The sequence below is a fragment of the Aquimarina macrocephali genome (assembly GCF_051627225.1).
Classification (GTDB): Bacteria; Bacteroidota; Bacteroidia; order Flavobacteriales; family Flavobacteriaceae; genus Aquimarina; species Aquimarina macrocephali.
Genome location: NZ_CP151795.1, coordinates 3,292,364 through 3,310,422, shown reverse-complemented (window position 1 = coordinate 3,310,422; position 18,059 = coordinate 3,292,364). Strand labels below are relative to the sequence as shown.

Sequence of the window (18,059 nt, the reverse complement as noted above, 5' to 3'; positions counted from 1 at the left end):
GATTAATTTAACCAAGTATATTTATTTTTCATAAATATAATAAAGTCAATTTTATTAAAATATATGATAAAAAAACAATGGCATGTATTAAACAAATACAAAACCGTAACTTTGAAAAATCAGTTTTCAACCTATTACTATGAATAATTTCTCTACTACATTTTTTGTTTTTTTTGTATGTATTTCATTTTCGGTAAAATCACAATCTTTTGATACTCCAGAAAGTATAACATTTGATGAAGCAACAGATTCTTATTATATTTCAAATATTGGTAGTGGAGAAATCCTTAAAATAGATAAAACAGGTAAAAAAACATCTTTTGTCTCGGGATACACTTCATTTCTGGGTGTAAAACTACACGACGGAGTTATTTATAGTGCAGAAGACAATAAATCCGGAGATGACTTTATTCGAGGATTTGATGTATCGACAGGGAAGTTAGTATTTTCATTAAACATACCAAACACTAAACAGCTTAATGATATCGAATTTGATAATAAAGAAAATTTATATGTTTCAGATCGTGAAGGGCATATAATCTATAAAGTATCTATTAGTGATGCCTCTTATGAAACTCTTGATGATACTATTAACACTCCAAATGGGCTTTATTTTGACAACAAAAAGAATAGATTATTAGTCTGTAATACGATTGATAAAAGTGTAGTATATGCAATAGATATAGAAAGTAAAAAAACTACACTAGTTGTTAAAACCAATTATCCACATTTAGACGGAATCACAATGGATAAAGATGGATTACTTTATCTTACTAGTTGGTCAATTGATTGGAAAAATAGCATCCTTTTAAAATATGAGGGCAAAGAATTTACAGAAATTGCAACTAATAGCAATGGGATGGCTGATATAGAATATAATCAAAAAACAAATGCTATAGATATCGCACAATTATTTGACAACTCGATATTACATTTTAATCTTTTGAATAAAAAAAAGTAGTATCGTACATACATAAAAATCTAATCTATTTCCCTAGTCATAAAACAAGCAAAAAAACCCATAAAACATAGGGTTACGTGTGACACAAGAGTTATTTACACTTATAATTCAATTCAAAAAAAACTTATTTTTTTCTATTTTTTTTCATAGGTTGAGGTTTCCCGTAAGAATTCTAAAAAAATCTGTACTAAATTAGTAATAGAGAAAAAATAATAAAAAATACACTTCTCATTATACGTCAGTTTACCGATCAATAATTGCTTATACTTACTATAACTAACTATGAATGACTTAATTTTAAAAGACACAAATATGAGTTTAAATAGAATAGCTAGAAAAAGTGGTGTAACATTAAACACACTTAGAGATCTTACTCAAGGAAATGTAAGATCTGGCATAGCAAATAAGCTTGGGGTTGCAACTTCTTCATTACAAACATTTGTAGATGGAGGTACTAGTAATGCACTTGCTACTAAAATAGAAACAACCTCAACAAGTTTACAAGAACTTAGAAACATGATTGGACAAAGAGGTGCAATTGGATTAATCGTTAGATTATTATTAGTTTAAACACTAGTTATCCTAGTTCATCATAATCGATTTCATAACAAGAATATCGATCACCTGCATATACTTTCCCAGTTTCGATAGAATCTCATTCTACAGATATCCAATACATCAAAAGAACTTACCAATGAGGTATAAATTATAGACTTAAGTCTTTTACATTGATTTGTAATAAAATCGCATAAAAAACGACCTATCATATATGATAAAAGAATTTAAAGAATTTTCGACCGGTGCTGTATTAAAAATTGCTAACGAAGAGCTATTGCAGACCTACACTACATCAAGACTTATAGAATTATATACTTTTATCTGGGTTAGAGATACCAATATTAATGTAGAGATTGATGGAATTTCTACAACAGTAAAAAAGAACAAAATTATAGTGTTAACTCCAAATCAATATTTTAAATTTATTGATGGGTCAAATGCCTTGGTATATCAGTTTAACAGGGAGTTTTATTGTATCAAAGATCATGATAAAGAAGTAAGCTGTGTTGGAGTACTTTTTTACGGTAACACCACTATCTCTATTGTAAATTTAAATATAAAAGAACAAAACAAATTAGATCAATTACATAAAGTTTTTCTGGATGAATTAGATACTGTAGATACTATACAGGCAGAAATGTTACGCATGCTAATGGCCAGGTTTATAATAACGACTACACGTCTTATCAAACAACAAAGCAACTATAATAATCTTGGAGACCAGGTAGATTTGATCAGGAATTTCAACATCCTGGTTGATACTCATTTTAGAAAAGAGCATGCAGTTGGTTTTTATGCTCAAAAACTATTTAAATCCCCTAAAACGTTATCAAATAATTTTGCAAAATTTGAGAAAAGCCCTCTACAGATTATTCATGATCGAATAATTTTAGAAGCCAAACGCCTACTTATCTATACTGATAAATCTGCCAAAGAGATTGCTTATGAAATCGGTTTTGAAGATGCATCTCATCTTAGCAGAATGTTTAAGAGACATACATCTCTTTCTCCTTCAGAGTTTAAAAAACAATTAAAACCAGAACCCGAAGGGAAATATTGACAAGTATATGGGAAAAAAATCCATATATTAGTATTCGTTTTTGCCCCAACTTTGTATCCTAAAAGTAAAACAACTTACCGAAGTGTTTTCGGATAAAGTATATTAGATATGAAAAGTTTAATTCACACAATCAAAACAGCAATATTTAGCATTTTATTTCTCTCTCTCTCGATAAGTAATGCTCAAATAATATATGAAGATCAATTAGAAACCATATATCTAAATAAAAATGCAGAAGAAGTAGTATATACAAATAGCTTCAGCAATTTTAACAATGATCTTATTGCTACAAACAAAATTAATTTCAAGAGTCAAATTCAAAAAGCCAACCAAAACAATGATCGTTTGTTGTTCTTATCAGAAAGGAGTAATCTGCAAATTCTAACCGTAACTTACTTAAGAACTATACGTAGAGGAGCCAACCAAAGTAACAATCCTGAGTCTTTTAAAGCTTTTATTAACAATAAATTACCAGAGCTAATTAATCAATTTAAAAAAGATAATAATCTAGAAGAATTGTATATTATCTCAAGAAAGAATACTTTTAATGGGAAAATCGATGCTTTACCCAGTGTTTTGTAACGTGTTTACCACACTAAAAAGCTAACAAACAACAACCTAACATGAAAAAGATTCTACCCCTATTGTTACGAATCATCGTAGCATTGATCTTAATTCAAACACTAAGATTTAAATTTACCGCTCATCCAGACAGTGTGTATATATTCACAAAAGTTGGATTAGAACCTTATGGGCGAATAGGAACGGGAATAACCGAACTAATCGCAGGAGTTTTATTATTAATACCAAAAACAGCGTGGATTGGTGCAATGTTAACTCTTGGTATTATAGGAGGAGCTATCATGATGCACCTGACTAAACTAGGTATTGAAATTAATAATGATGGCGGAATTCTCTTCATCACTGCAGTAGTGACTTTTGTATTAAGTGCAGTTATTCTTTGGATTAGAAGAAAAGAAGTCAAGTTTTTTTAATCCTAATTCGGTTAGATACTAATACATAGTATTTAAAAAAGTATTCAAACACTTCTTTATAATAGAGGTGTTTTTTTATATTCGGGAAAAATCGACAAGTCTCAGGGAAAAACTACCATTTCTTTCCCCTCTTCTATGGCGCATCTTTGTACTGTTAATTTAAAACTATATAAAAATGACAGTACAACATAAATCGATTTTCAATTTAATTGAAATTTTTAGTAAAGGAAGAAAAAAAATAGCCGCCTCTATTCATCCAAAAACACATTGTGAACAAAAAGGCATTCACGATTTTTATTGTGATACCAAAAAATCTTTTGTCCAAAGATAAATCTTAAAAATAGATCGGGAAAATTTGACAAGCAATCGGGAAAAACGACTATTCTATCCCGCCTATTTCCACACGATCTTTGCCTCGTTAATTTAAAACAAAATAACAGAAATCTGAAAAGGTTTCAATTTCAATAAAATAACTAAAAATAATTATATTATGAGCACATTTAATGTACCAACAAGAGAAGAAGTAAACGCTAATAATCAAGCGATATTTGACAACCTAAATAAAGCATTAGGATTCGTACCAAATCTATACGCAACCTATGCACATAGTGAAACAGCACTAGAAAATTACCTAAACCTTTCAAATGCAAAAACATCACTTTCTGCTAAAGAAAAAGAAGTAGTGAATTTAGCAGTAAGCCAGGTAAATGATTGTATCTACTGTTTATCTGCTCATACAGCAATAGGAAAAATGAACGGGTTTAACGATGAGCAAATTTTAGAACTTAGAGCTGGTCGTGCTTCTTTCGACACTAAACTTAATGCATTAGCAGGATTAGCCAAAAACATCACAGAAAACAGAGGTAAAGCTAATCAGGATGTTGTAGACAACTTTCTTACTGCAGGATATTCTAAAGGAAACTTAATAGACACTATCGTATTAGTAGGAGATAAAACTATTTCTAATTATTTACATAGCACAACTCAAGTTCCTGTAGATTTTCCGGTTGCACAACCACTAGAAGCTACAGAAGTCTAATTACCCCGATTGAACCTCACAGACTAATATCATACTCGATCTGGTATTTCTGTGAGGTTTTAAAAAATAATTTCAAAAACAATTTAAATATAAAAATCAAAATCATGAAAAAGTTAATTACCGTATTCTCATTTATTTTAGCAATCACATTTAGCGCTCAAGCACAAAAAGTAAAAAATGTTTCTTTAGAGCAAACTAAAGGAGAATTCACTCAAAAAGAAATAAAACTATCAGAAGGAAGCTACGTATTCAATATTACCAACAACAATGCGGGAACAGATGTTGGATTTGTATTAGTTCCAGAAGGAAAGGATGCTTCTAATGCCGAAAATCACATCAAAACAGCATATGTAACTAAAGTAGTAGCCGAAGGAAAAACCGAAAGCTCACAAACAGTTGCATTACAAAAAGGAACCTATAAATATTTTTGTCCTTTAAATAAAACCCCTCAATATACTTTAGTTGTAGAATAGTTCTCTATATCTTTTTAAAACCTAAAACCTTGTTAATCTCGATTAGCAAGGTTTTTCTTTTTATATTTTAGCCAAAAATAACCCACAATGAAAAAAGTCTTAGTAGTACTATCATTCATCTTATTATGTGTCGCATGTAACACCAGTACTAAAAAAGAAAATAAATACGAAGAGGATATAGAAGTAAGAGACCCAAAGCCTGTGGTAGACAACAATCAAAAGAAAATACCAACAACAGCAGAAGCAATTGCTAATGCAAACGGATTACAGCATTGGGACAAGGTAAAAGAAATTAAATTTACCTTTAATGTTGATCGAGACAGCACTCATTATGATAGATCATGGAGTTGGAAACCAAAAAATGATATGGTAACCCTAACCTCTGAGCAAGATACTATAACCTACAACAGAACTCAATTAGATAGTATTTCTATTAAAGCAGACCAAAGGTTCATTAATGACAAATATTGGTTATTAGCTCCTTTCAATCTTGTTTGGGATACCGCAAGTTTTACTTCAAAACATGAAGTAAAAGCCATCGCTCCTATAAGTAATATCGAAATGCAAAAATTAACCATCGTGTATAAAAACAATGGAGGATATACTCCCGGAGACGCTTATGACTTTTATTTTGAAGGAGATTTTAGCATCAAAGAATGGGTGTTTAGAAAAAGTAATCAATCAGAACCTTCTATGATTACTTCCTGGGAAGATTATCAGAATTTTAATGGTATTAAAATTGCCAAAACCCATAAACTACACGAAGGAAACCGAAAGCTTTATTTCACGGGGATTGAAGTAATTACCGAGTAAAACTGTAAGCAAGCACCATAGACCTTTAAAACCATTTATATTACTTTCTTATACATCTTCTCAAGATTTATTTAGAATGTAACTAATGCTATTGTATTAACACATATTATTTCTTCTAATTTGATCTTCTAAATATCAAAATTAAGTTTATTGCTTCTAGTATCATTTTATTTTTGTAAATTAGTGAAACACTGTTTCAATTATTAAAACACTTAAAATGACCATAGCATCAAAAGCTAGTTTAGAATACGCAAAAGAGCTTGATCAAAAAGACAAAATAGCACAGTACAGAGATCAATTTCATATTCCAAAAGATGATAACGGAAAAGATTGGATATACATGTGCGGTAATTCTTTGGGGTTGCAACCAAAAACTACGCAAAAATACATTCAGCAAGAACTTGAGGATTGGGCAAATTTTGGTGTAGAAGGTCATTTTGAAGCCAAAAATCCTTGGATGCCTTATCACGAGTTTTTAACAGATACCATGGCAAAAGTGGTCGGTGCAAAACCTCTTGAAGTAGTTATCATGAATACGTTAACTACCAATTTACATTTGTTAATGGTATCTTTTTATCAACCTGATAAAACTAAATATAAAATTGTAATAGAAAGTGATGCATTTCCTTCAGATCGTTATGCTGTAGAGTCTCAATTACGATTTCATGGTTTTGATCCTAAAGAAGGACTAATAGAATGGAAACCACGTTCTGGGGAAGAATTACTGAGATTAGAGGATTTAGAAACTATTCTCGATCAACAAGGTGACGAAATTGCTTTATTATTAATTGGAGGCGTAAATTATTATACCGGTCAATATTTGGACCTCAAGAAAATTGCTGATCTAGGACATGCCAAAAACTGTATGGTTGGTATTGATCTGGCACATGGTGTTGGTAATATTCAACCAGAGTTACATGATTCTGGAGTCGATTTTGCAGCATGGTGCACTTACAAATATTTAAACTCTGGCCCTGGCAGTTTGGGAGGATTATTTGTTCATGAAAAACATGCATATAATAAAGACTTAAAACGTTTTGCTGGCTGGTGGAGTCACAATAAAAACACTCGTTTCAACATGCGTCAGGAATTTGATGTTATGCCCGGTGCAGAAGGTTATCAATTAAGCAATCCTCCCATTTTATCTATGGCAGCGATTAAAGCCTCTCTAGATATTTTTAATGAGGTAGGAATGGTTGCTTTAAGAGAAAAGTCTAAAGCACTAACAGCATATTTCGAATTTTTAATTAATGAGATGGATACCGATAGAATCAAAATCATTACTCCTGCCAATCCAGAAGAAAGGGGATGTCAATTATCCATACAGGTTAAGAATGCAGATAAAAGCCTACATCAAAAACTTACAGATCATCATATTATTACAGATTGGCGAGAACCTGATGTTATTCGTTGCGCTCCAACGCCACTATACAATAGCTTTGAAGATGTATACAGGATGACCGAAATATTAAAAACATTAGTATGATGCAAAAAGAAGAAAACATACTTATTATCGGTGCAGGCCTATGTGGTTCTCTCCTGGCATTAAGAATGGCACAAAGAGGATATCATGTAACTGTTTATGAAAGCAGACCTGATTTAAGAACTACCGATATATCTGCAGGTCGTTCTATCAACCTCGCATTATCCGATCGAGGGTTAAAAGCCATGAAAATGGTTGGTATTGAAGATAAAGTAACTCCGTTTTGCATTCCGATGTATGGTAGATTAATTCACGATATTGAAGGAAATACATTTGCCTCTAACTATTCTGGAAGAAAGGGAAAATATATCAATTCTATTTCTAGAGGAGGTTTAAATGGGTTACTGCTAACTGAAGCAGAAAAATACGAGAATGTAACCATACATTTTAACAAAAAATGCACTGGTGTCGACATCGAAAATACAGTTGCAAAATTTAAATGTTATACTACCAAAGAAAAATTTGAAGTACATGCAGATATTATCTTTGGTGCAGATGGCGCAGGTTCTGCTCTTAGAAAGAGTTATTATCTCGAGAAAAAGTTTCTGTTTAGCTACTCTCAGAATTACCTGACACATGGATATAAAGAATTAGAAATTCCTGCAGGTAAAATCGGGAATCATCAAATAAGCAAAGATCATTTACATATCTGGCCCCGTGGCGAATATATGCTTATTGCCTTACCAAATTTAGATGGTAGTTTCACAGTTACATTATTCTTGTCTTACGATGAAGGGGAGTACAATTTCAATAATTTAACGAGTATTGAAAAGGTGACAGAGTTTTTTAAAGTACAATTCCCAGATGCTCTAGACTTAATTCCAGATATTGATCAAGAGTTTTTTAACAACCCTACAGGAGCGCTAGGTACTGTAAAATGCTCCCCATGGTACTATAAAGGAAAAACATTACTAATTGGAGATGCCGCTCATGCAATTGTACCATTTTATGGTCAGGGTATGAATGCTTCTTTTGAAGACGTAGTCGTTTTTGATGAAATTTTGGAACAACACAAAGGAGACTGGAATGCTACTTTTAAAGCATATCAGAAAGCAAGAAAAGAAGACACAGATGCCATTGCAGATTTAGCAATCGATAATTATTTCGAGATGCGTGATCATGTAGCTAATCCTCTATTTAAAGAAAAAAGAAAACTGGAAATGGATTTAGAAAAAACATTCCCAGATACATATTTCTCAAAATATTCTATGGTCACTTTTGATAAAAACATAGGATACGCCAGAGCTATGAAAATTGGTAGAGCGCAGGATAAAGCTTTACTAAATCTAATTGCAGATAGTGAAATTGATATATCAAAAGATTTAAAAAACATATTTGATCAGGTACAACAAGAAACCAGTGAAATACTTGAAGAAGATAAAATTGCTGGATTAAAATAGATAAGAAAACCTAAGATTTCTAAATTAAAAATGAATACGTAATAAATGAAAATTATAGATTCTCAATACTCAATACTAACATTTCAACGCTATTAACCATGAACAAAGGAAAATTAATACAAGGTAAAGCCACTCCTAGAGGCAAGTTTCCGCATGTAAAACGTGTTGGTGATTTTATATTTGTTTCAGGGACAAGTTCCAGAAGACCTGACAATTCCTTCGAAGGCGTAGAAGTAGATGAGTTTGGAACGACAAATCTAAATATCAAAGTACAAACAAAAGCTGTTCTTGAAAATATTAATGATATTTTAAAAGAAGAAGGTGCTAATCTAAAAGATATTGTTGATGTCACTTCTTTTTTAGTCAATATGAACGATTTTGGAGGTTATAATGAGGTCTATGCTCAATATTTTGATTATGACGGGCCAACAAGAACAACCGTAGCTGTGCATCAATTGCCGCATCCTCATTTATTGATAGAAATAAAGGTAGTTGCCTATAAAAAACAAAACTAAATAGTTTGTAATCTCAAAAAAATCAAGGTAATCATGAGTAATGCCATAGATAAAAAAATTCTAAATACTTCTGTTGAAAAAGCGTTCAATATTCTAGACTGCTTTTCAACAGATACAATAGAATTGGGTGTTACCGAAATTGCTAAGCTAATGCACACCAATAAAAGTGCAGTATACAGGATGTTAGCAACTATGGAAGCCCTTAATGTAATTCAACAGAATACAGAAAATGGAAAGTATAGATTGGGGCTTAAATTATTCGAATTAGGGCAAAAAGTAAGCATCAATAAAAATTTTATATCCAAGGCAAGGCCATTCATGGAAGAATTAGTAAAGCGTGCTGGCGAGACCGCTCATTTAGCTATTCATAAAAATCAAAAAGTATATTTCTTAGATAAAGTTGTAGGAAGACACGATTTACAAATCAACTCACAAATTGGCACAGAAAGGCCACTGCATTGTACTGGATTAGGAAAAATTATGCTCGCGTTTGTAGAGCACGATTATAAAAAAATCATTAAAAATCTTGATTTAGAATCAGTCACTAAAAACACAATAACGGATAAACAAAAATTAATCACCGAAGTGGAAAACATTAAAAGTAATGGTTTTGCTTTGGACCTGGAAGAAAATGAAATAGGATTAGTATGTGTCGCCGTTCCTGTTTTTAATACTAAAGGAAAGTTTATTGCCGCAATAAGTACTTCTGGTCCTTCGGCTAGATTTAATGAAAATGAAATTCAAACCTATACAGGAGATTTAAAACAAACGGCTGAGCAGTTAAAGTACATTTTCAGTTAATTAAAAAATTGAGAACGCATGAAAAAAATTAAAAACTATATCAATGGGGAGTTCAAAGCTCCTATACAAGACCAATGGCTAGATAATTACAATCCATCTACTGGTGATATATATAGTTTAATTCCTAACTCTTCGGCTGCAGATGTACAGCTCGCTTATGAAGCTGCCGCACAAGCATTTCCTACTTGGTCAGAAACCCCATTACAACAACGCAGCGAAACCTTAGCCAGGATAGCCTCGTTGATAACAGAAAATTTGGATCAACTTGCCCAAGCAGAAGCTATAGATAATGGTAAACCTTTAAGTCTATCTACCAGTGTAGATATCCCAAGAGCATCTTCAAACTTTCAATTTTTTGCTAATGCAATTACTCAATTTGCAAGTGAAGCGCATGAGAGCACAGGTTTAAATGCTATTAATTTTACCCTAAGACAATCTATAGGTGTAGTTAGTTGTATTTCTCCATGGAATTTACCGCTCTATTTATTTACCTGGAAAATTGCTCCTGCCCTAGCTGCTGGTAATACGGTAGTAGCCAAACCTAGTGAAATCACACCAATGACAGCCTATTTACTAGGTGACATTTGTACTAAAGCCGGACTACCAAATGGTGTTTTAAACATTGTTCATGGTTTAGGAAATACTACAGGACAGGCTATAATAGAACATCCAAACATTAAAGCTATATCATTTACCGGAGGAACAGCAACAGGTGCACATATTGCCAGAACCGCCGCTCCTATGTTTAAAAAACTATCCCTGGAATTAGGAGGTAAAAATCCAAATTTGATTTTTGCAGACTGTGACTATGACAAAATGCTTAGTACAACAATAAGATCATCATTTGCCAATCAAGGACAAATATGCCTCTGCGGTTCTCGAATATTTATTGAACGAACTATTTATGATAAGTTTAAAACAGATTTTATAGCAAAAACCAAAGCATTAAAAGTTGGCGCTCCACTTGATCCCGAAACGAACTTAGGGGCATTAGTTTCAAAATCACATCTGGAAAAAGTAAAATCATATATCGATATCGCAAAAGAAGAAGGAGGCACTATTCTTTGTGGCGGTAATTATGTAACGGTAAATGGTTATGAAAAAGGGTACTATTTACAACCCACTATTATCGAAGTCAACTCTACAGATTGCAGATTGGCTCAAGAAGAAATTTTTGGACCTGTTGTTACAATCATGCCATTTGACACCGATGATGAAGCTCTGGCCATGGCAAATGATATACGCTACGGATTATCCTGTACAATTTGGACAAATAACTTAAACAGAAGTATGCATTTGGCAAAACATATACAAGCTGGTATTGTTTGGATAAATACATGGATGATGCGTGATTTACGTACTGCATTTGGAGGTACTAAAGACTCTGGTGTTGGTAGAGAAGGCGGATTTGAGGCCTTAAGGTTTTTTACCGAACCTAAAAACGTTTGTATACAATATTAAAGAATAATATAAATTTTAAAAAACATCCATAATGAATCTAGGTCTAACTCATAAAAACGCATTAGTTTGTGGGAGTACTCAAGGTATAGGAAAAGCATCTGCTAAACAATTAGCCGAATTAGGAGCTAATATTACCTTAGTTGCCAGAAATGAGGAAAAGCTTCAAAACGTTCTAACAGAATTAGCAACAGATCAGGGGCAATCGCATAATTATATCGTAGCAGATTTTCAGAATCCTGAAAGCTTACAACAAAAAATTTCTGCTACAGAACAGGTTTTTCATATTTTAGTAAATAACACTGGCGGGCCGGCTGGAGGACCAGTATTTAATGCCTCTATAGAAGAATTTGAGCGCGCCTTTACCCAGCATCTAAAATGCAATCATATCTTGGCACAAACCGTAGTGCCAGGAATGAAAAAAGAAGGATATGGAAGAATAATTAACATTATTTCAACCTCTGTAAAACAACCATTGAATGGATTGGGTGTTTCTAATACTATTCGCGGTGCAGTTGCAAACTGGTCTAAAACATTAGCAAATGAACTAGGTGTATTTGGAATTACGGTAAATAACGTATTACCCGGTGCTACAGCAACAGAACGACTAAATGAAATTATTAATAACAAAGCAACAAAATTAGGTAAATCAATAGAAGAAGCTTCTAATAGCATGAAGAATGAAATACCAGCAAAACGATTTGCCAAACCACAAGAAATAGCATATGCCATAGCATTCTTGGCATCTGAAGCTTCATCTTATATCAACGGAATAAACCTTCCTGTTGATGGAGGGAGGACAAAGTCCTTATAGTTAACTATTTGTTATTACTAAATACCGATCATAATAATTAAATTTAATACAAAATACTAATCAACAGTGTGGATTGTAATGATAGTATTAGCCCTATTGAGTAAAACAACACATATAAATTAAAACAAGCATATGAGCAATCTAGTTTCACCGTTAAATTTTAAAGCCTGGATAGACGAACATCGCCATTTACTAAAACCTCCTGTTGGCAATAAATGTGTATGGAAAGATGGAGATTTTATTGTAATGGTTGTTGGAGGGCCAAATAATAGAAAAGATTATCATTATAATGAGACGCCAGAGTTTTTCTACCAAGTAGAAGGAGATATGGTGTTAAAAATAATAGATAATGGTGAACCTAAAGATGTTCATATCAAAGAAGGTGATATTTATCTATTACCTCCCAAAGTTCCGCATTCTCCACAACGAGGAGCAAACACAGTAGGTTTGGTAATTGAATATCCTCGAGAAGAAAAAATGATGGATGCTCTGGAGTGGTATTGTGAAAATTGCAACACACAACTATATAGAGAAAAATTTGCATTGGATAATATAGAAACTGATATGCCTGTAATTTTTGATAAATATTATAGTGATAAAACAAAATGCACTTGTTCTAATTGCGGAAGTGTAATGGATGCTCCAAAAAAGAAAAAACAATAATCGATTAAAAAGATCCCTGTATAAATAACAGGAATAACATCTATAATGAAAAGAAAACTTCGCATAAACGGTCATTCACATTTACTTCCATACCCAGAAGAGATTCCTCAGTTCATGAAAGACAAAGAGATCTTTTGGGTAGATGACGAACGTAAGTACATGTTACAAAAAGGATGGAAACGCCCGGTTACTCATTCTAGTTTTTTCTTAAATGAAAAATTAGAATGGATGGAGCAAAATAAAATTGATCATGCAGTAGTATTAAACCTTTCTCAATTATATGGTAACGGTTTACGTCTAGAAGAAATGAAGCATGCATTACGGTTTCAAAATGATTTTAATGCTCACGTACAGAGCGATCATCCAGATAAGTTCTCCTGTGGTTTTGTAATACATCCCGGGTTCATTAACGGAGCACTATGGGAAATGGAGCGTTGTGTAGAAGAATTAGGAATGCATGTACTATGTCTACCAACCCACTTTATGGATTCTATCGGGCAGTGGCGATGTATTTTTGATGAAGAAAATGATCCGATTTTTGAGCTAGCAGATAAGTATAAATTGGCTATAGAAGTTCACCCCTATGATGGTGATAAAATGATTAAATTAGAAAATGTTTCCTGGCGTTTTCATTTAGTATGGATGCTTGCACAATGTGGTGACGCTTATCATTTTTATACTCTTAACGGAATGCAAAGTCGTTATCCCAACATAAGAACTTGCTTCGCACATGGAGGGCAATTAGCACAAATGAATCTAGGAAGACGTATTCAAGGATTTGACGGAAGACCAGACTTGTTTGAAGGGAAACAACATCCTCGAAAAGCTGTGGGACATCCTAACATATATTTTGACACTCTAGTACATGACACAGATTCATTAAAACTAACTGTAGACCGACAAGGTAGTAATCAAGTAATTATGGGGTTAGACGATCCTTATCCATTGGGAGAAATGGAAAGTGCACCTCAATCATCCTACCCTGGGAAAATACTGGATTTAGCACTGGATCGTAATATTATAACTCCACAAGAATATGATGACATCTGGGAAGATAATGTCCTACGTTGGTTATTTGGTGATAATGAAAAAGCAAAACAAGATTTAATTGATAAAATTTTGAAGTAAAGTTATTCAAAAAACACATCATTTGCATTTTGTAACAACAAAGTGAAAAACAAACATTAAGTACTGTAAATCTGATTGTTACACAGGTTCTGATATACTAATTTTAGAAAAATACCGTTATTTTCATGAAGTAAAGACATAAGCCTTGAATGTCTATAATAGCTCAAGGAAAAAATCTTAAAACCTTTTCACATGAAAAAAGAACTTTTAAAATTAGCAGGAGCAAAACAATTAGCTAAAGAAACTCAAAAAACTATTCTTGGAGGTAAACCAAAACCAGCTTCAGATTGTGGAGGTCGCGGCGATATCGAATGTTGTGGTGATGGACCAGGGCAATGCGGATCAGACCCTCACTGTAGTGGAGGTATGTTAAGTGGTGGTCGTTGCGTTTGCTTCTAAACTAATTAGTAATACCATATACAAAAGGCAAAACAATTTGTATGTTTTAACAAGTTGTTTTGCCTTTTGTATTTTATAAAATCATATAAAAAATAAATTCTATTGTAACATTTATACTATCCAGGACATTCATTATACAAATACAATAGTTTGATTATAATGAAAAGCTTTTGAAGTTATTAAATGCATAGACACAAAGCCTGAGTGTCTACACATATTCAGGCATAACCAATTTAATATGTTACAAACCATTTTATATTTACAAGGGGTTAAAAAATTAAACAAAAATGCACAATCATCAATTCATGGTGGAGATGAACATGGTTCTTCCGAATGCAGCAGTGATTCAGCATGTCAATCAGGAAATGGGCATCAGAATGGGTTTTGCGTAGATGGAGCTTGTATGTATATTATGCATTAGCATTATCCCTTAGATTTGGTTTTCAATATAAACTAAATCAATTTCGTGTATAGCTAGTATTTAAGTAATCAAATAAATACTAGCTTTTTCAATTTAACAAGAGATCTCATCTTAATTTTCTAGATTTGCAAAAAAGCGAATCATATGCATTTTATTCCCGAAGAACTGGATACTTACGTAGTAGATCATACTCAAAAAGAACCAGAATTACTACAACAACTAAATCGTGAAACGTATCAAAAAATATTACAGCCCAGAATGCTTAGTGGTCCCTATCAAGGACGTGTTCTGAGTATGTTATCCAAACTTATTCACCCAAAAAACATATTAGAAATAGGAACGTATACAGGGTATTCTGCTATATGTTTGGCTGAAGGAATTCAAAAAGATGGAGAATTACACACCATTGATATTAATGAGGAGTTAGAAGATTTTCAAAGAAAATATTTTGATCTTTCTGATCATGGAAAACAAATTCATCAACATATTGGTGATGCTACCGAAATTATTCCAAATCTGGATATGAAATTTGATCTGGTGTTTATAGATGCTGATAAACCTAATTATCCTACTTATTTTGAATTGATTATTAATAAAATGAATTCTGGTGGTGTAATTTTATCTGACAATGTATTGTGGAATGGTAAAGTAATCGAAAAAGTTGATGATGAAGATATTTCGACAAAAGCACTTTTAAAATACAATACCCTTTTAATTGAAGATAAACGAATAGAAACTGTATTATTACCTATTAGAGACGGGTTAACGATTAGCAGAGTGTTATAATTTTAAATAAAACAAAGTGGAAAATTATTTATTTTCCACTTTGTTTTATTTAAAATTTTTTTTATGTTATTGAACTGCTTTTAAGGCATCAATATTACCGTATCCAAATTTACTATTCCGATTAGGGTAAAATTCTCCTGCTCTCTTTAATTTATCAAGCACTTGAGCTCTAGTCATATTAGGATTACGTGCCCATACTAAAGCAGCAATTCCTGCTGTGGTAGCTGTCGCTACAGAAGAGCCTCCTACATAAGTTTGTGTTCCTGTATTAAATCCTATAACAGGCACATTTCTACTTGCATCTCCAGCTCTTTCCATTACAATGGTAAAATCAATTTTACTTCCATCATGGCAGATATTACAACGATTATATCCATTATCCTTTATTCCAGTAACAGCTACTGTTTCAGACATGCTTGCGGGAAAAATAACTCCGTACCAATTTGTAAACGTAGTAGATGTTCCGCCTGCAGCAACAATCATTTTACCCTTGCCGTAAGCATACCTTACAGCATCTTTTACATTACCAATAGACCAGGGATATCCAACAGACATAGAAATAATCTTAACATCTCCCCTATTTCCTAACGCTTTTAAAGCATTACTAACTCCTTTTCGTTCATGATAATCATTTAATACTACATCTTCTGTCCCTCTATAGGCAACCAGATTACAGTTATATGCTACACCTACAGGCATAAAATCATTGTTACGTGGTGATGCTATTGCTGATGCCATTGAAGTACCATGCCCACATTTATCATTTGGGCCATCCAGATTATTAGACCACCACCATGGAGAATCGATAAAAGTACCAAATCGTTGTACAAACCTTCCATTAGAGGCTCCATCATTAAATCCACCACCAAGTAAATTTTGACTTGCAGAAATTCCTGTATCAATCAAACCAACAGTTATACCTGCCCCCGTACTATAATTCCAGGCCTGTGGTACTTTATGAATATCAAAATTCCAAGGTAATCGTGCATTGGGTGAAATTACTCTATAATCCCCGCTATTTATAGATTGTCCACTTTTACTACATCCTGCAGATTTCTGTTGGTTTGAATTATCTTCTTGTAGGTAAAAGCCATAACCAATTGGGTCTAAGTAACGAATTTGATCTGCCTTTTGTAAAGCTTTTATGGTCTCTAAACTAGTAACTTTCACATCGGTTACATTAAGTATTTCATCGGCTGATATTACAGAGCTAGATTTACTCGCTCCTTCTTTAGACTGTATAATATTATATACATTTTCCCTAGCTTCATTTAATCTTGGTGATCTTTGGATAGAGAAGCTTTCATCTTTTTCTCCAAAACCAACACTTAAAACTTCTCCGCCATGCACTACAGCGCTCCAAAGTACAGCCGAGGGTGCTTTCATCCAGTTTACATCGCCATTTTGTTTTAATTCGCCTTCGATGTACGAATTAACTTCTGGTACAGAAAGTAATTTTTGAGATTCAGAAACTTCTGAATTTGGTTCTACAATTTCATTAGGATTTTCTTTAGAGCAAGAAAATGCAAGAATTAGTCCTAAAGCTAGAAGAGTAATCTTTTTCATTTTTAGAATAAGTTTTAAGAGTTTGTGTGTAAAAAGTTGATAGATGACAATTTTGTAAAAATTACAAATAATTATCATTTTAATAATTTCATAGCTAATGTATTAAATTATATTTAAATATTTAGCAATTAAATTATCATATAATCAGAAAAAAGATCAATATTATGCTTGCATAAGACTAAAAAAAGCTACTAAAGCCTTGTAACAAGTCAGTGTTCACGGGGAGTTTAATCGTTTGCTATTAAAAATAAAAATGTTTTAAAAAAATATTCACTTTTTTGAATATTAATTAGAATTTACAAGGAGAAATAAACAAAAAAATACATTTATGAAAGGATATCGCAATTTAGAATTTGCGTTTTATTGGACCAGTAACTTTATCAATATCATCTTTTACCTGGTCGATCTCCTTTTTTATATCAGACGTAATAGAAGTAGGAATATCGGTATCAATACCATGCTTTTCTGCACTTTTGGTAATCTCGGTTTTGATATCATTGGTAGCGTCTTTAACTATGCGCATTCCTTTACCTAATCCCCGTGCAATCTCAGGAATCTTATCTGCACCAAAAACCATTACCAATATAAAAACAATAAAGGCTATCTCGGTTCCGCTAATAAATAAAGGTAAGGTTGTCATAACACTGCAAATATAATCAATATTGTGTAAAAAAGCCATCCCAAAAAGATTTCGGGACGGCTTTTATTTATCTTTTGTAAAAGAAT

The 18,059-nt window shown here is 32.7% G+C and carries 20 protein-coding genes; 18 read left to right on the top strand and 2 right to left on the bottom strand.

Translation table 11 applies throughout. The features are described 5' to 3' along the window. Nucleotides 1-139 precede the first annotated feature (139 nt). The 18 genes from AAFU52_RS14275 to AAFU52_RS14190 all read left to right on the top strand — a co-directional run bounded on the left by AAFU52_RS14275 (nt 140) and on the right by AAFU52_RS14190 (nt 15,767). Entirely contained in the window at nt 140-961 is an 822-nt protein-coding gene (locus AAFU52_RS14275) for an SMP-30/gluconolactonase/LRE family protein (protein ID WP_438422375.1), read from the top strand. Nucleotides 962-1,273: 312 nt separating this feature from the next. Beyond that, nucleotides 1,274-1,531, top strand: coding sequence for a hypothetical protein (locus tag AAFU52_RS14270; RefSeq protein ID WP_438422374.1), 258 nt, complete (start codon nt 1,274-1,276; stop codon nt 1,529-1,531). Between the two features lie 199 nt (nt 1,532-1,730). Further along, nucleotides 1,731-2,579 (top strand): helix-turn-helix domain-containing protein, encoded by an 849-nt coding sequence (locus AAFU52_RS14265; RefSeq protein WP_438422373.1) that lies wholly within the window; start codon nt 1,731-1,733, stop codon nt 2,577-2,579. Between the two features lie 108 nt (nt 2,580-2,687). Then, nucleotides 2,688-3,161, top strand: a complete 474-nt coding sequence (locus AAFU52_RS14260; protein ID WP_024768978.1) for a hypothetical protein — start codon at nt 2,688-2,690, stop codon at nt 3,159-3,161. Between the two features lie 41 nt (nt 3,162-3,202). Continuing rightward, nucleotides 3,203-3,574 (top strand): DoxX family membrane protein, encoded by a 372-nt coding sequence (locus AAFU52_RS14255; protein ID WP_024768979.1) that lies wholly within the window; start codon nt 3,203-3,205, stop codon nt 3,572-3,574. A gap of 490 nt (nt 3,575-4,064) precedes the next feature. Beyond that, the gene (locus AAFU52_RS14250) at nt 4,065-4,613 is read left to right on the top strand and encodes a carboxymuconolactone decarboxylase family protein (RefSeq protein WP_024768980.1); all 549 of its coding nucleotides are present in this window, start codon (nt 4,065-4,067) and stop codon (nt 4,611-4,613) included. A gap of 104 nt (nt 4,614-4,717) precedes the next feature. Further along, a complete protein-coding gene (locus tag AAFU52_RS14245) occupies nt 4,718-5,086 on the top strand; it encodes a cupredoxin domain-containing protein (protein ID WP_024768981.1) in 369 nt (122 codons plus the stop codon). 87 nt (nt 5,087-5,173) lie between these two features. Continuing rightward, the gene (locus AAFU52_RS14240) at nt 5,174-5,899 is read left to right on the top strand and encodes a hypothetical protein (RefSeq protein ID WP_438422372.1); all 726 of its coding nucleotides are present in this window, start codon (nt 5,174-5,176) and stop codon (nt 5,897-5,899) included. 217 nt (nt 5,900-6,116) lie between these two features. After that, a complete protein-coding gene (gene kynU, locus AAFU52_RS14235) occupies nt 6,117-7,385 on the top strand; it encodes a kynureninase (protein ID WP_024768983.1) in 1,269 nt (422 codons plus the stop codon). Further along, nucleotides 7,385-8,782: an FAD-dependent oxidoreductase gene (locus AAFU52_RS14230; RefSeq protein WP_438426641.1), complete on the top strand. Its 1,398-nt coding sequence runs from the start codon at nt 7,385-7,387 to the stop codon at nt 8,780-8,782. Before kynU ends, AAFU52_RS14230 begins: the two co-directional genes overlap by 1 nt. 98 nt (nt 8,783-8,880) lie before the next feature. Further along, entirely contained in the window at nt 8,881-9,297 is a 417-nt protein-coding gene (locus AAFU52_RS14225) for a RidA family protein (protein ID WP_024768985.1), read from the top strand. A 33-nt stretch (nt 9,298-9,330) separates the two neighbouring features. After that, nucleotides 9,331-10,098, top strand: coding sequence for an IclR family transcriptional regulator (locus AAFU52_RS14220; protein WP_024768986.1), 768 nt, complete (start codon nt 9,331-9,333; stop codon nt 10,096-10,098). Between the two features lie 18 nt (nt 10,099-10,116). Continuing rightward, nucleotides 10,117-11,559, top strand: coding sequence for an aldehyde dehydrogenase (locus AAFU52_RS14215; protein WP_024768987.1), 1,443 nt, complete (start codon nt 10,117-10,119; stop codon nt 11,557-11,559). Between the two features lie 31 nt (nt 11,560-11,590). Continuing rightward, the gene (locus AAFU52_RS14210) at nt 11,591-12,370 is read left to right on the top strand and encodes an SDR family oxidoreductase (RefSeq protein ID WP_438422371.1); all 780 of its coding nucleotides are present in this window, start codon (nt 11,591-11,593) and stop codon (nt 12,368-12,370) included. 132 nt (nt 12,371-12,502) lie between these two features. Beyond that, the gene (locus tag AAFU52_RS14205; protein WP_024768989.1) at nt 12,503-13,033 is read left to right on the top strand and encodes a 3-hydroxyanthranilate 3,4-dioxygenase; all 531 of its coding nucleotides are present in this window, start codon (nt 12,503-12,505) and stop codon (nt 13,031-13,033) included. Between the two features lie 45 nt (nt 13,034-13,078). Further along, entirely contained in the window at nt 13,079-14,161 is a 1,083-nt protein-coding gene (locus AAFU52_RS14200) for an amidohydrolase family protein (protein WP_084050098.1), read from the top strand. 192 nt (nt 14,162-14,353) lie between these two features. Further along, the gene (locus AAFU52_RS14195) at nt 14,354-14,560 is read left to right on the top strand and encodes a hypothetical protein (RefSeq protein WP_024768991.1); all 207 of its coding nucleotides are present in this window, start codon (nt 14,354-14,356) and stop codon (nt 14,558-14,560) included. Between the two features lie 565 nt (nt 14,561-15,125). Then, nucleotides 15,126-15,767, top strand: a complete 642-nt coding sequence (locus AAFU52_RS14190) for an O-methyltransferase (RefSeq protein WP_024768992.1) — start codon at nt 15,126-15,128, stop codon at nt 15,765-15,767. 66 nt (nt 15,768-15,833) lie between these two features. Here AAFU52_RS14190 and AAFU52_RS14185 read toward each other — a convergent pair whose 3' ends face one another. Together AAFU52_RS14185 and AAFU52_RS14180 are read right to left on the bottom strand one after the other, a co-directional pair. Continuing rightward, nucleotides 15,834-17,333 (bottom strand): S8 family peptidase, encoded by a 1,500-nt coding sequence (locus tag AAFU52_RS14185; RefSeq protein ID WP_438422370.1) that lies wholly within the window; start codon nt 17,331-17,333, stop codon nt 15,834-15,836. A gap of 346 nt (nt 17,334-17,679) precedes the next feature. Then, entirely contained in the window at nt 17,680-17,973 is a 294-nt protein-coding gene (locus AAFU52_RS14180; RefSeq protein ID WP_024768994.1) for a Sec-independent protein translocase subunit TatA/TatB, read from the bottom strand. Nucleotides 17,974-18,059: the final 86 nt, after the last annotated feature.

What these genes read in the sequence shown, in the direction of transcription:
- AAFU52_RS14200 (WP_084050098.1), top strand. Translation starts at nt 13,079, where the DNA reads ATGAAAAGAAAACTTCGCATAAACGGTCATTCACATTTACTTCCATAC.
- AAFU52_RS14225 (WP_024768985.1), top strand. Translation starts at nt 8,881, where the DNA reads ATGAACAAAGGAAAATTAATACAAGGTAAAGCCACTCCTAGAGGCAAG.
- AAFU52_RS14275 (WP_438422375.1), top strand. Translation starts at nt 140, where the DNA reads ATGAATAATTTCTCTACTACATTTTTTGTTTTTTTTGTATGTATTTCA.
- kynU (WP_024768983.1), top strand. Translation starts at nt 6,117, where the DNA reads ATGACCATAGCATCAAAAGCTAGTTTAGAATACGCAAAAGAGCTTGAT.
- AAFU52_RS14255 (WP_024768979.1), top strand. Translation starts at nt 3,203, where the DNA reads ATGAAAAAGATTCTACCCCTATTGTTACGAATCATCGTAGCATTGATC.
- AAFU52_RS14180 (WP_024768994.1), bottom strand. Translation starts at nt 17,973, where the DNA reads ATGACAACCTTACCTTTATTTATTAGCGGAACCGAGATAGCCTTTATT.
- AAFU52_RS14265 (WP_438422373.1), top strand. Translation starts at nt 1,731, where the DNA reads ATGATAAAAGAATTTAAAGAATTTTCGACCGGTGCTGTATTAAAAATT.
- AAFU52_RS14205 (WP_024768989.1), top strand. Translation starts at nt 12,503, where the DNA reads ATGAGCAATCTAGTTTCACCGTTAAATTTTAAAGCCTGGATAGACGAA.
- AAFU52_RS14190 (WP_024768992.1), top strand. Translation starts at nt 15,126, where the DNA reads ATGCATTTTATTCCCGAAGAACTGGATACTTACGTAGTAGATCATACT.
- AAFU52_RS14195 (WP_024768991.1), top strand. Translation starts at nt 14,354, where the DNA reads ATGAAAAAAGAACTTTTAAAATTAGCAGGAGCAAAACAATTAGCTAAA.
- AAFU52_RS14250 (WP_024768980.1), top strand. Translation starts at nt 4,065, where the DNA reads ATGAGCACATTTAATGTACCAACAAGAGAAGAAGTAAACGCTAATAAT.
- AAFU52_RS14260 (WP_024768978.1), top strand. Translation starts at nt 2,688, where the DNA reads ATGAAAAGTTTAATTCACACAATCAAAACAGCAATATTTAGCATTTTA.
- AAFU52_RS14245 (WP_024768981.1), top strand. Translation starts at nt 4,718, where the DNA reads ATGAAAAAGTTAATTACCGTATTCTCATTTATTTTAGCAATCACATTT.
- AAFU52_RS14230 (WP_438426641.1), top strand. Translation starts at nt 7,385, where the DNA reads ATGCAAAAAGAAGAAAACATACTTATTATCGGTGCAGGCCTATGTGGT.
- AAFU52_RS14240 (WP_438422372.1), top strand. Translation starts at nt 5,174, where the DNA reads ATGAAAAAAGTCTTAGTAGTACTATCATTCATCTTATTATGTGTCGCA.
- AAFU52_RS14210 (WP_438422371.1), top strand. Translation starts at nt 11,591, where the DNA reads ATGAATCTAGGTCTAACTCATAAAAACGCATTAGTTTGTGGGAGTACT.
- AAFU52_RS14220 (WP_024768986.1), top strand. Translation starts at nt 9,331, where the DNA reads ATGAGTAATGCCATAGATAAAAAAATTCTAAATACTTCTGTTGAAAAA.
- AAFU52_RS14215 (WP_024768987.1), top strand. Translation starts at nt 10,117, where the DNA reads ATGAAAAAAATTAAAAACTATATCAATGGGGAGTTCAAAGCTCCTATA.
- AAFU52_RS14185 (WP_438422370.1), bottom strand. Translation starts at nt 17,333, where the DNA reads ATGAAAAAGATTACTCTTCTAGCTTTAGGACTAATTCTTGCATTTTCT.
- AAFU52_RS14270 (WP_438422374.1), top strand. Translation starts at nt 1,274, where the DNA reads ATGAGTTTAAATAGAATAGCTAGAAAAAGTGGTGTAACATTAAACACA.